Below are 13,365 nucleotides of genomic sequence, written 5' to 3'. Positions count from 1 at the left end.
GATGGATATTCAAACCTATCGCCAACGTGCAGCAAAGCCCATTGAGGGGAGTAGCCCTGTCGGTGAGCGACTGCTGGATGATGCGCTGCTGGATTTTGTCGAAGGGCAAATGATGAAGGTTGGCTCATTGTCTCACGGAGAAGTGCAATGGGCAGAAGCCGAGCAAAGTGCGCTCAAATTGATGGAGACGCACACCAAAGATCTCAAACTACTGACGCACCTTTTGCAGTGTTTGCAGTATCAGGCTTCACCTGAGCGATTCACGTTATCCCTCTATGTGCTGGCAGATTTTATTGCCCAGTACTGGGAAACCTGTCATCCCGCGCCGGGGCCTCGTGGGGTGTTACCACGCAGAAAGTTCTACTCGCAAATTGTTCAACGAACACTGAAAACCGCCGAGAAAATCGACGTTTCCATGTTCGATGTTGAGCAGAAGTCGGAACTTGAAAAAGCCTTTGCTGCGCTCAGTGAAGCCGCATCAGAGAAAGATTTACCGACAGACGGTGTGCAGGAAGTTGATGCGTTAATTAAACGACGCATGGCATCCAATGTACCGACTGAGCCACAGACAAACAGTGCAGCCCCAGCAGGACAAGGTGGTGGAAATGCCACCCCCATTTCTGCGGCGAAACCTAATTTGGACATTGATGGCAGCTCAGATCGTGCCATCAAACAAACACTGTTAAAGGTTGCGGAGTTTGTCTCCGAGCTTGATGGCGGGATAGGACTGTCGCTAAGACAGCGTCGTTTCGCTGTGTGGTTTTCCATTACGTCAGCGCCAGAAGCCGAAGCGAATGGAGAGACGCAGTTAATGCCTGTGTCAACGGATCGCGTTGCAGAGTATGAAGAGCAACTGACGCGAGGTGTTGATCATGCTTTGTGGCGCAAGGTCGAGCAAAGTGTCACGGTCGCACCGTATTGGATAGATGGGCATTTTCTCAGCTACCGCATCGCGCTCAAACTCGGCAATGCAGAGTGGGCAGAAGTGATTGCCAGTGAAACGCGCGCATTTATCCGACGTCTGCCAGCGGTGCTTGATTTGAGTTTCAAAGGTGGTGCGCCATTTGTCAGTGCCGAAACGCGGCGATGGCTCGACGAGGGCGAATCAAATGGTGGAGGTGCCTCCGGTGGTGGCACTGATTGGGAAGACAAGCGCAAAGAAGCCTTTGTATTGGCAGACGAAGGTGGCCTCTCGGTCGCACTCGCCATGTTGAATGACGGCTTATCAAGCGCGAAAGACCCAAGAGATCAATTTTACTGGCGCATGCTATCAGCCGATGTCATGCGTCGTCACAACCTGTCAGCCATGGCAGATCAGCAATACCAGATTTTGTTGGATCAAGTGACAACAACGTCACTGGTGGATTGGGAGCCGTCTCTGATTCAACGGCTGGAAAACATAACAAAAACGGATTAAAAGCAGGGATCGAAAAGTATGTTCAGCAAGTTAAAAACGCTTCTAATGAAAATGCTTCCAGCGCTAAAGGCCTCGCTGCCTATTTTGCTGGTCGCCATTTTTGTGCTGCTAAATGTGGCGATTTGGTGGGCGGGTCCTTGGCTCACGATTGACGAGAGCAAGCCGTTATCATCTGTTTCAGCGCGTGTTATCACCAGTGTTATCTTCTCGCTTGCTTGGCTTGCACTATGGGGCTTTATTCAGTGGCGCAAGCTCAAGGGCTACCATGCCGAGCAAATTCGTGAACAGCGCCTTCAAGAAGATCCGATTAAACGCTTCGAAGAGCGCCAAGAATCTGAACTTAATCAGGTGATGTCTGCGCTTCACAAAAGCCTTAATAAACGCAATTACTTGTATGCACTGCCGTGGTATCTGGTGCTTGGCCCTGAAAACGCGGGTAAAACCAGCCTGATCAACCGCTCCGGTCAGAACTTCGTGTTCTCTTCCGTGATGCGTGCGTCGGGTAAGAAAAGCGAAAACCCATACTCCTTCGATTGGTGGATCGGTGATGACTCTGTGCTTATCGACCCTGATGGTGAATTGCTGACGCAACGCGCAACCTCGAACGACGGCGAAGGGGAAATGGAACGCCGTCTGTGGGTTCACTTTATCCAATGGTTAGAGAAAACCCGTAGTCGTCGCCCGTTGAACGGTGTGGTGATTGCACTGGACGTCGCGAACCTTGCTACGTCTACCACCAGTGAACGCCGAGCATACGCTAACCTACTTCGTGCACGCTTGCGTGAGTTGATGGAGACCTTGTCCACACGTTTGCCTGTGTATGTATCTTTGACCAAGCTGGATCTGCTGACAGGTTTCGAACCTTTCTTCCGCAATTACACCAAAGCAGAACGAGAAGAAGTATTGGGTTTCACCTTTACCCTAGATTCTGTTGATGATCTCGATAGCTGGCTGAATGAATTCGATACAGAATTTGGTGCGTTTGTAGAACGTGTTAACCACATTCTACCGTCTGTACTCATGCAAACATTTGATGCCGAAGATCGCACGGCGATTTATAGCTTTAGCCGTCAAATGGCCGGATTGCACGATGTGCTTAAACAATTCCTCCAGGATGCGTTTGGCAGTGATCAGTTCTCAACGTCTGCATTGGTACGTGGTGTTTACTTTACCTCTGTCTATCAACAGGGCGTGCCGACCAATGCGTTCATGGATTCGGCATCGCGCCGCTATGGCATTTCTCATGCCGTGAATACCGCTCAAAACGCCGCGAACTCGACCATTTATTTCACACAACGTCTGTTCAGCAAGGTGATTTATCCTGAAGCAGGGTTGGCGTCAGATAACTTCCGCGTAGCGAAAACCAAGCGTCGCGTAATGATCTTGTCGGTTGTTGCGTGCTCGATTGCCTCTCTACTCTTGATTGGTACTTGGCACCAGTATTACCTGAAAAACGTCAAGCAGGCAGATGCCGTGTTGACCAAGGTAAATGACTACCAAGAAGACTTTGATGCGGAACTGGGCATGGACAGTGGCCTCGATATTCTCGCGCCGTTGGACACCATTCGTGAAGCAACCTTGGAGTTTGGTTTCTTCCGCGAAAAACCAGAGTTGATCTCTGATCTTGGTTTGTATCAGGGCCATGTGATTGGACCTGAAGTCGAACGTACGTATTTGAGCTTGCTGGAAGACCAATATCTACCAGCACTGCTGAAAATGGCAGCGGCAGATGTTGCGGGTGCAGAGACAGAAGAACAGCAGCTCGGCTCATTACGAGTATTCAGAATGATGACGGACGATAAAGGCCGTTATCAGGACATGGTGCAGAACTACTTTGCAGCGAAGTGGCAGGAAATGTACCCAGGTGATCGTCAAACGCAAGATCGCTTGATGCAGCACTTGGATTACGCGATGGAACACACCGACCTGCAGGGTTTACGTGCACAAGGTGACGAGCGTGCAGAAGAAATTCTGAAGCCGTATGACCGCCTGATTGATAACACCCAACAGTCGCTCAGCCGTATGCCGATCGACCAACGTGTTTACCGTAATTTGAAACAAGCATCGGCGTCGGTTCTAGGTTCGCCTGTTGACCTTGCGACCTCAATTGGTCCTGTGTTTGATGTGGTGTTCGCGCAGCGCGTTGAAGACAGCGAAAACCTGATGATCCCACGCATGCTGACCAAGAAAGGTTTTGAGGGTTACTTCATTCCTGAGTCTGACTCGGTGTCAGAGTTGGCGCTGGTGGATAGCTGGGTATTAGGGCAAACCGAATCCATTGATTTCTCAGATGAAGACAAGCGTGTACTGCGAGACAAGATCCGTAGCCAATATGTGGCGGATTACTCAGACAGTTGGCGTCGTGCGATGAACGACATCGACATCAAGTATTTCCAAGACATCCACAATGCTGTGTTGGTTTTGGAAAGCATTACGGGTAACAACCAACCGTTGCACCGCTTACTGGAAGAAGTGACGGACAACACCAAACTATTCCCAGCATTGCCAGAAAATGACACTGCGCGCGAAGAGTTAGTGAAATCACCGCGTTACCGTGTGGCGGCACTTGTCGACAACCAGTTCGCTGAATTAAATGGTCTTGCGACTACGGAAGAAGGCAAGCCAATTTATTTGGACGAAGTGATTGATTCTGTCACCCAGTTGCTGGCGTACATGAAATCCATCAACGATGCGCCGGATGTGGGTAAAGCCGCGCTAGAAGCGACGAAAGCCCGTTTAACGCTTAACAGTGCTGACCCCATTTACGTGCTTGAACGCATTGCTGCTGGTATGCCACAGCCATACGACAACATGTTGAAGAAATTGGCAGAAGAAAGCTGGTATGTGATCAAGCAAGAAGCCATCCGCTATCTCGAAGTGCGTTGGGCGGAAGATGTGTATTCGCAGTTCCAAACGAAGCTGGCATCACGTTATCCGTTTAACCCTGCGTCATCCAAAGACGTGGCACTAGAAGATTTTGAAGCCTTCTTTGCGCCAAACGGCATTTTGACCAGCTTCTATGAAAATAACCTGCGCATGTTCTTGGAAGAAGCGGGGGAACTGAGCTCTGATGCGGACAACAAATCGCTGATCCGTCGCGATGTATTGAGCCAGCTTGATGCTGCCGAAGTCATTCAAGGCGCGTTCTTCAACCGTAAAGGTGTGTTGGATGTGGAATTCACGCTCGAGCCTGTAGAGTTGAGTGCGAACAAGCGTCGCTCGGTCATCAATGTCGATGGTCAATATGTGGAATACAGCCACGGCCCGCGTAAGAATGTTGGGCTGATTTGGCCGAACACCTTACGTGACTCCGCGGTCAGCAAGGTGACCTTGGTGCCGTCTCGAACTAACCGTTCACCGCGCAGTATTTCCATTCAAGGGCCTTGGGCATTCTTCCGTTTGCTCGAAGAAGCAGAAGTGGTGGGGTCAACAGCAACCAGCGTGGACTATCGCTTTAACATCGACAGCGGCAATGTGTTGTACCGTTTGCACTCTGAAGCAGACAGCAACCCGTTCACTGCGTCGATTTTCAAAGGCTTTAAACTTTCTCGCACGCTGTACTAGCCGTGACGACATTCATGCACCACAAGGACACTGATTGAGCAATGCAAGGGCTGTATGCAGATATCGAGGGCTTGAAACCGGCGGGAGACACCTCCCGCCTGCGAGATTCGTCTGATTATCAGAAAATCCGAAGCGAAATTAATCGCAGATTCAACCCGCTTGCCGGTCTCACTGACTGGGAAAAAGTAAGAACCCTTTGCGAGAAAGTCGCTCAAGAGGAAGGGGTAGACCTACTGGTCGCCATTTATTACACCGTTGCAGCAATGAAAACCCGTGGCCTCACAGGTCTGGCGAATGGACTTGAACTTCAAGTCTCGGTGCTAGGTGCAGGGCGAGAAGACAACGACATGCCCGCGGCGCGGCGCTTAGAGTTGTACCGCTGGATGTTAGGGCGCATTGGAGAAGAAGTGCGAGCGATGCGCCCAGAGCAAGGGCAGATCCGCGAGCTTTATCGCTGTGAACGTTCACTGCAAGCCATTGATGCTTTTTTGTCTAAGCAAAACGGCACAAAAGTGGATGATCTCGATGCGCTCGGCTTTACGATTTTCGAGCATATCGATCGTTTGGAAAGTCGCAGTACCTCACGTGCACCTGCAATGCCTATTGAAGTGGAGGTGAAGAAGCAAAACGTCAGTGCGTTGATCTTTTTCGTAGGACTTGCCGTGGGGGCGGTGGCGATTTACTTGCTACTTCAACTTCAGGGTACGCGACCGAACCCGACGACTCAGCTCACCACGGCGTTGCCTGAGCCGAAAATCATCACGCTAGAAGAAGCACAGCAGATCCACCAAGAATTTGGTCCTGAGGCCTTATCGTCCCATCGCGAGCGGTTACTGACAGCGTACACGGACAAAGTGTCTGTGCTCACCGCGAGTAAATCAGGTGACAACTTGCTGGAAGGAATAGAGCTCGCGAACAGCTTGGCGTATGTCTTCCCAGAAGCGCCTGAGGTGACCTTGATGAACAAAAACCTTCAAGGTTGGCAAACGGGGCTGTTGGCGGAGGTTGAGGAACTCAAGCAGCGGTTTGTGACCGCAAGAACACGGGCTGCGAATCTGAGCTTATCGGCGAAGAACGGAAACTACTCGCAAGTTAGCGCGCTTGCGACTGGGCTTGAAAACTACGCGATTAGCTTGTCTCCATTGATCGGTCGACTCTCATTCGTTGAGCAGCAAATCGCCGAAGGCAACATGGAAAGGGCGAAGCAAGAACTGTCGCTTTTGGATGCTGACCTGAAAGCCATAACGTTGAAAAAAGCGTTGTTGGAACGTGAAATAGACGACGCTATTGTCGAGCCAGAAAGCTAACATGTATAGAAGCTAAGTCGAGCTGGTTAATAACCTAGTCACTCGTATTTTTAAACCGCCATTCGTGGCGGTTTTTTCATTTAAATTGATAAATAATCATTAAATATCAATTATTTAGGGTTTATTCACTCGCATGGAATAGACGTCTTATTATGCTCGAAATGAAAGCATATTCATAAGTGAGAATGATTGAAACTCAAATGCATTATTCGAGCGTCGAATGTGATCAAGGTATACCTTCACAATGTTAAAGGTTGTTTTATAGAACTGTTGTGGCATAAAACGAAAAGAAAGCGCTTTCTTTTCAATTTAAAGCGCGTATTCAGCAACAAAATTGGGTAAACAAATAAGCGCTGTTAATTTAACACACTGATAAATCGTCATTTTTAGTACCAATTAAATCGCGAAGAGATGGAAAACCACGGGGAGTCGCGATTCACACTAAGTCCATAGGGAGTGGGAAAGTGTCAAATATCTACAAAGCAGGATCCGCATACCAGTTTGAGCGTGAAGGTGTCAGTGCTCTGCGTGCGCAGACACGTGATCTTGTTGACAACAAAATTCATGGATTGTCGTTTAGCCCATATATCGACGGTCAAGGCCCTGGTACTGAAATCAGTGATGAGCAAATTCGCGAGCGCTTGGAGATAATCCGCCCGTATGTGAATTGGGTTCGTTCGTTTTCTTGCACAGAAGGCCATCAAAACATTCCAAGAATCGCCCGAGAGCATGGTTTAAAAACCATGGTTGGCGTTTGGATTGATGGTGATAGAGAAAAGAACGAGATCGAATTGGCGAATGCCATTGAAATCGCACAGCAAGGCTATGTAGATGTACTTGCGGTAGGCAATGAAGTGATGCTTCGCGGCGAGCTTAGCGAAGACGAGTTGGTGGATTACATCAACCGCGCTAAGGCCGCGTGCCCAAATGTGGAAGTGGGCTATGTAGACGCATACTTCCTGTTTGAAAACTACCCACGTGTTGCTGATGCTTGTCAGGTTATCTGCACCAACTGTTACCCCTTCTGGGAAGGTTGTCCTATCGAGTTTGCTGTGCCGTACATGAAAGAAATGTATCGCCGTGCGCAAGCTGCGGGCAAAGGAAAACGTGTGATCGTTTCCGAAACAGGCTGGCCAGATCAAGGTGTTGCAGAGCGTGGTGCTGTGCCATCAGAACAAAATGCATTGCAATACTTCATCGACACGTACAAGTGGGCGAAAGAAGACGATATTGAGGTCATCTACTTTTCCTCCTTTGATGAAGCTTGGAAAGTAGAAGACGAAGGTGCCGTAGGTGCTTACTGGGGGCTGTGGGATAAAGACGGGAATTTCAAATATACCGAGTAACTCGGGTACGTCGGTCTCCATAGCCACATCAAAAGAGACGGGAGCACGCTATACACTCCCGTGTCTTATAAAAAGAGAAAGGAAATAAGTTCATGGAACTGAGAAACGCCATTTGTTATTCAGGGTACCGAGAAGGCCAAAATCCCCGCGAAGGGATTTATCCAAGCTATGACGAAGTCAAAGAAGATCTTCAGATTTTGTCAAAGAATTGGGGCGCACTCCGACTCTATGATTGCAGCCATCACGCAAGATTGGTGTTGGATGTGATCGAGAACGAAGGAATGGATTTCAAAGTGATGCTCGGCGCGGACGTTGCTGCTGAAATGAATAACCCTGGGTGCCCATGGGGCGCGCAATTTAGTGAGGAAGAACTCGCTGCGAATCGTCAGAAAAACAGCGAAGAAATCGATCGCTTGATCGCGTTAGCAAACGAGTACCCTGACAGCGTGGGTTATGTCTCTGTCGGTAACGAAGCGAGTGTTGAGTGGACGGATCATCTGATCTCAGTTGAAAAACTGGTTGAACATGTTCAACGCGTCAAAAACGCAATCGCACAACCTGTGACATTCTGCGAAAACTATGTGCCATGGACCTACAAGCTAGGCGCATTGGCAGAAGCGTTAGATTTCATCTCTGTTCACACTTACCCAATTTGGGAATACAAGACCATTGATGAAGCGCTTGAATACACCAAGCAAAATTACTACGCAGTAAGAGATTGCAACCCAGGTAAGCCTGTTGTAATTACTGAAGCGGGCTGGGCAACAGCCTCAAACGGTCGTGGTATCGAAGCATGGAATGCGAATGAGGAGCTACAAGCTGCTTACTACGCACAACTGCTGGAATGGACACGCGCAGAAAACATTCTGACCTTTGTTTTCGAAGCGTTCGATGAGCCTTGGAAAGGGGATTCGCACCCAGAAGAACCAGAAAAACACTGGGGCTTGTTCAAGGTAGACCGCACACCAAAGCTGGTGATGCAGTCGCTGTACGGTGAAGTTGAACCGGCATAAGTTTGATTGTGCTGATGACTGAATAAGTCAGAGCCAAACAACAAAGAAAGGGCGGCATTAAGTCGCCCTTTCTTTATTTAAAAAACATGAAGAGCGTTCATTCTTCATTTGTTTGTAGTAAAACTGCAGCAATATAATAATCCGTATAAATGATAGGGTGCTCGTTTCGGCTCGAGCGAGACGGGCCCGTTGTAAGTAAAAAGTTTGTTGATTTAGGGAAAGAAAATGACACATCCAACATGGGAACTGCCTGTCGAAAAAGGCGCATTGATCCTGACACCCTGTCCGGGAACAAAAGGTGAAGGGCTAACGGAAAGTCTTGAGCAATTGCAACGTCAAGGCGCAACCGTCATCGTTACCGCGATTAACCATGAAGAAATGGCTGATAAAAACGTTGCTGCATTGGGTGAAGAAACCCAGCGTTTGGGGATGCAGTGGTTCCATGTGCCGATTGAGGATGATTGTGCACCCGCGGAAGACTTTGAGAAAAACTGGAAGGCGAGCCGAGAGGCACTTCACCACGCCATCGAAAATGGTAACAAAGTTGTGATGCACTGCATGGGCGGTTCAGGGCGCACAGGTTTACTTGCTGCACATTTACTTCTAGAGCGTAACTGGGAGCTTGAAGATATCGTCCGTGAGGTGCAAGCACGTCGCCCAGGTGCATTTACCAAACCGCTTCAAGTGGAATATATTGGCACACTTGTTGAGTAAACATTGAAATAAATCCATATTTATAAAAAGGCTGCTTTATACAGCCTTTTTTAATGTTTTAATTTTATCCATTAAAGATGTCATCAATGATACAAAGTGAGTTTTTAAATGATGAATAATATCGCGGTGCGAAAATGTATATCGCACGTATCTATTCTAATAAAGCAAACTTCTATTTTGATAACGACAGTACGAGGTGTATTAAAACTCTAATGCTCATTGTTGAATAGGAATATGCAATTATATTAAAAAGGAAAGTAGTATAATGTTAAAACTCTCAGCTGTATTTATGTCATTGGCGCTTGTTTCTGGATGTTCAACCATCGTCAGCGAAAGTAGCTATCCCGTCTCAATCTCCAGCAGCCCATCTCAAGCTGACTTTGTTCTTGTGAACCGTGAAGGACAACAGGTCCACACTGGAACAACACCAGATACTGTCACACTCAACGCATCATCAGGTTTTTTCAAAGGTGAAACGTATCAACTGATTCTTAACAAAGACGGCTACGAAGAAAAAACCATTGAAATTGAAAGCACTGTCGATGGTTGGTACTTCGGCAATATTCTGTTTGGCGGCTTGATCGGCATGCTTATCGTTGACCCTGCAACAGGTGCAATGTTCAAACTGCCTGAAGGGGCAGAAGCACAACTTGACGAAAAAGCGGTAGATGCAAGCACTGTGACCATCGCGATGATAGATGCGATTCCAGAAGCGCAACGCGCAACACTTATTCAGGTTAAATAGTATTACTGCTATAGGTTTTTAATTGTATGCCTTTAGATAAGTGATAAATCTCATATCGCTTACTTCATATCTATGAAGTAAGCGATTTTAATTTTTTGGAAAGAAAAAATTATGAGTGAAAGCCAAAGTGTTATTGGTCCAACATTATTTATGTTTACGGTAATATTTGCAGCTTTTGCAATGTATTTCGAAGCACCCGCAATGGTGTTCTACTTGGTTTTTGTTAGGCTGATTTATGCCATTTTTGTGTCAATCGTCATTGATGGATGGAAAAATAAACTGCCAGTGTTGGTAGAAACAGCGAAGATTCGGTGGAACAGAAACATCAATGGAATTCCGGTAAGTGACACGACCAATGCTCTTGTCAATTTGCACTTTAAAAGCGAGCGAGAACTGAAGCGTGCTTTTTTGACGTTGCTGATACCTAAAGCCATCATTGTCGTAGCCTTGGCTGTTTTGGCCATGGTCAACGTTTATCTGAACGTTGATGACATGATCAACTCTCCGCTTCATGCAATATCCATAGTCGTCGCTTGCTACATCCTTGTTAAGGTTTGTTGGGTCTTCCATCTGTTAGCGACACTGAAATCGAGCAGATGGTATTTACACAGTGCAGAGTTCGGCGAGGACACGTATTACTCCGCTTACTTGTCATTACCTGACACGTTGGAGCCATACTTAATAAAAGTCTTCGAATGAAATCGTGGTGTATTGAGAGTGTCTATGGAAGAGCCTTTGGGCTCTTTTTTTTGTGAAAATGAGTTCTATTCTGAAGGGTATGTACTTTTACATGGAGGCCACTTGGTGTATTCAAAAAGTAGTAGGCAAGGTACGAACGAAAGGTTATTGCACGGCTGTATTATCGCTATTAATATTATTATGCCCACCTGTTAAATTAATGATGTTATCACTCTCTGGGTGAGAGTGTTATCTGTTGAGATAATTATTAAATAATAATACTTGGTTCATATATTGAGTGCTCTATCAAATTAAGTGAAATTAATTGATATATTTGCAAATAAAATTTCAATCTGCTGTTGAAAACTTTTAAGTTACTTCCGATAATTCCCTTACTATTTTTCAGGTGTCATGTGATTTATCTCGTTAAATCCACTCTCACCTCACAACAATCCGTTAATTAACTCGAAAAGATAACTTTCTTTGATTATGCCGACACCTCGGACGTTTTCGTTCGCCTGTTCATAATTCATTGATGGTTTCATTGGTAAGGGCGCTTGAGACGAAATGAAAAACATAAAGAAAAAAATGTTCACACGAGTTTTGCCGATGGTGCTTTTTCCTGTTCTTTTTTCGGGTTGCAAGTCCACGACACCACCAGATTGGTATGCGGAAGAGCACGTTAACCATCCTGAGTATGTTTATGCGGTCGGTGAAGGTCGCAGCTTAAATCTTGCTAAAAAATCAGCACTTATCGGTGTTAACTCGCAGCTGTGGACACAAGTGGATTCGACGTTTTCGATGAATGATGTCTATAAAAGAATCAATGATGATTCGACATCATACGAAACCACAAGCAACAAGATAAATGCCAAAAGTGCACAAGTGACCTTAACGGGCGTGGAATATGTCCAGTCTGAAAAGAACGATGTGGCTTATTATGTCCAAGCAAGGGTGGGGCGAGATAATATTAAATCGCAACTATCTTCTGAGGTAAAACAAATAGAAAGCGCTGCGAAATCAAAGATCGAAAACTTGAGTCACCAAGACAAATTACTTTGGTGGTTAGACAACAGAGGTTCTGAAGTAAAGCTTGAAGATCTTTATGTTCGTCTCGCGATTCTTTCTTCACTAGGCTGTGATGAAAAAAACAGCGTTGTTTATTTGCCAGAACTGCTTGGTGATATTTCAAAAGTAAAATCTGAACTTCTGGTATCTATTCGTCCAGATAAGAAAGACAGAAAAAGTGCCGCCTTTATTTCTGAGAGATTCTCTGTTGAAGGTATCGCTACCACGCAATCGTCTTCTCGCCAAGCAACACATATTTTGATCATGAAATCGGAATACCGTCGCGGCATGGTAGGCGATGCGTACATCACGACAAAATTGACGGACCTTGTACTAAAAAACAAGGCCGGCAAAACCTTGGCTAGCAATGAAATTATCTCAACAGGTAATTCAATGACCAGTTACAAGTTGTCCCAAGAAGGCGCTGAACGCCATTTTTCAGCACTGCTCGAAGAAGCAGGCATTTGGCAAGCTGTTGGGCTTAAAAAATAGAACGATAAATTCACACTGGAGTATCTAAAGTGTTTAAGAAAGGGTTAGTGGCAGTCGCGCTTACAACAGCGCTAACAGGTTGTGGTGTAACGGCAGTATGTCCTCCGGGTACCGAAATCGAGATGGAAACAGCGGGTATCCCTGCGAAAGCCTCTGATGAACTGAAGGTGATTGTTCTTCCAGTAGATATGGAATTTAAAGACGCAGCGAAAGGCCGTCTTCAAACCGTATTCCGTAACGATTTGGAAGCCACCATTGAAGGTACTGGCGCGAAGCTGGTTGATCGCAAACTGGCGAACAAGCTAAAAGGCGAAATCAAACTGGCAGAACAAAGCGGCCGTTACAACAAATCGGGTGTGCCAATTGCCGACCTAGCAGTGATCACTGAAGTGACTGCAAGCAACCTGTCTAGCTCTTTCTCAGAAGCTTACTCTTACGAAAACGATGACGGCGAGACGAAATACGTTCCTGCAAAATGTTCGTTCACCACTGAAGTGAAGGCCGTTGCGAAAGTGGTTTCACTTCCAGACATGAACCTTGTTCAGCGTATTGAGCTAGGTGCGAGTGATTACAGCTCGACTGAAACAAACAACTCACGTTGCCCAATTTCAAACGCACAATACACAGGTATGGCGAGTGAAGCAGCAGAGAAAGCAGTAGCGTACAACTTTGAACTGCAAAAACTGCTAGCACCTTCTGCGCCAGTGACGGCGATGCGTCAGTGTGAAGCGGGCACCATGGTGAAAGTAGCAATGGGTAGCAAGAAGAAGCTTGAACCAGGCACAGACATCACCCTTTCTCAAATTCACAAGTCTGATGAAGGCGACATTGAAACGTTCACCCTAGGTGAAGGTTATGTTGTGAAGCATGAGCAAGATGCTGTGAAGCCAAACTTCTCTTGGGTTGCTATCGACGAAGAAATGTCTCTGCGAATCCGTAAAGGTGACTCAGCGAAAGTGGTACCTGAAGAGTGCCCAATCTTGAACCCAATGTGTCACCTAAACCAGCTAGGCCTGTAATA

General features: G+C 46.7%; 10 protein-coding genes. All 10 read left to right on the top strand.

From position 1 onward, the window contains the following. Window position 1 precedes the first annotated feature (1 nt). The 10 genes from tssA to EQP46_RS01850 all read left to right on the top strand — a co-directional run bounded on the left by tssA (window position 2) and on the right by EQP46_RS01850 (window position 13,363). Window positions 2-1,417, top strand: coding sequence for a type VI secretion system protein TssA (tssA, locus tag EQP46_RS01895; RefSeq protein WP_129492028.1), 1,416 nt, complete (start codon window positions 2-4; stop codon window positions 1,415-1,417). Between the two features lie 18 nt (window positions 1,418-1,435). Next, window positions 1,436-4,981, top strand: a complete 3,546-nt coding sequence (tssM, locus tag EQP46_RS01890; RefSeq protein WP_129492027.1) for a type VI secretion system membrane subunit TssM — start codon at window positions 1,436-1,438, stop codon at window positions 4,979-4,981. A 41-nt stretch (window positions 4,982-5,022) separates the two neighbouring features. Next, window positions 5,023-6,288: a type VI secretion system ImpA family N-terminal domain-containing protein gene (locus EQP46_RS01885; protein ID WP_129492026.1), complete on the top strand. Its 1,266-nt coding sequence runs from the start codon at window positions 5,023-5,025 to the stop codon at window positions 6,286-6,288. A 464-nt stretch (window positions 6,289-6,752) separates the two neighbouring features. After that, window positions 6,753-7,634, top strand: a complete 882-nt coding sequence (locus EQP46_RS01880) for a glycoside hydrolase family 17 protein (protein ID WP_129492025.1) — start codon at window positions 6,753-6,755, stop codon at window positions 7,632-7,634. A gap of 92 nt (window positions 7,635-7,726) precedes the next feature. Next, the gene (locus EQP46_RS01875; RefSeq protein WP_129492024.1) at window positions 7,727-8,647 is read left to right on the top strand and encodes a glycoside hydrolase family 17 protein; all 921 of its coding nucleotides are present in this window, start codon (window positions 7,727-7,729) and stop codon (window positions 8,645-8,647) included. 225 nt (window positions 8,648-8,872) lie between these two features. Further along, window positions 8,873-9,361, top strand: coding sequence for a cyclin-dependent kinase inhibitor 3 family protein (locus EQP46_RS01870; RefSeq protein WP_129492023.1), 489 nt, complete (start codon window positions 8,873-8,875; stop codon window positions 9,359-9,361). Window positions 9,362-9,626: 265 nt separating this feature from the next. Then, window positions 9,627-10,106: a hypothetical protein gene (locus tag EQP46_RS01865; protein WP_129492022.1), complete on the top strand. Its 480-nt coding sequence runs from the start codon at window positions 9,627-9,629 to the stop codon at window positions 10,104-10,106. 111 nt (window positions 10,107-10,217) lie between these two features. Further along, window positions 10,218-10,805 (top strand): hypothetical protein, encoded by a 588-nt coding sequence (locus EQP46_RS01860; RefSeq protein WP_129492021.1) that lies wholly within the window; start codon window positions 10,218-10,220, stop codon window positions 10,803-10,805. A 546-nt stretch (window positions 10,806-11,351) separates the two neighbouring features. Further along, window positions 11,352-12,344, top strand: a complete 993-nt coding sequence (locus tag EQP46_RS01855) for an LPP20 family lipoprotein (protein ID WP_240671596.1) — start codon at window positions 11,352-11,354, stop codon at window positions 12,342-12,344. 29 nt (window positions 12,345-12,373) lie between these two features. Then, the gene (locus EQP46_RS01850) at window positions 12,374-13,363 is read left to right on the top strand and encodes a hypothetical protein (RefSeq protein WP_017015395.1); all 990 of its coding nucleotides are present in this window, start codon (window positions 12,374-12,376) and stop codon (window positions 13,361-13,363) included. The last annotated feature ends 2 nt before the right edge of the window (window positions 13,364-13,365 follow it).

The sequence above is a fragment of the Enterovibrio baiacu genome (assembly GCF_004120195.1).
Classification (GTDB): Bacteria; Pseudomonadota; Gammaproteobacteria; order Enterobacterales; family Vibrionaceae; genus Enterovibrio; species Enterovibrio baiacui.
Note: the sequence above shows the minus strand (reverse complement) of the source record. Positions and strands in the feature narration are given on the sequence as shown.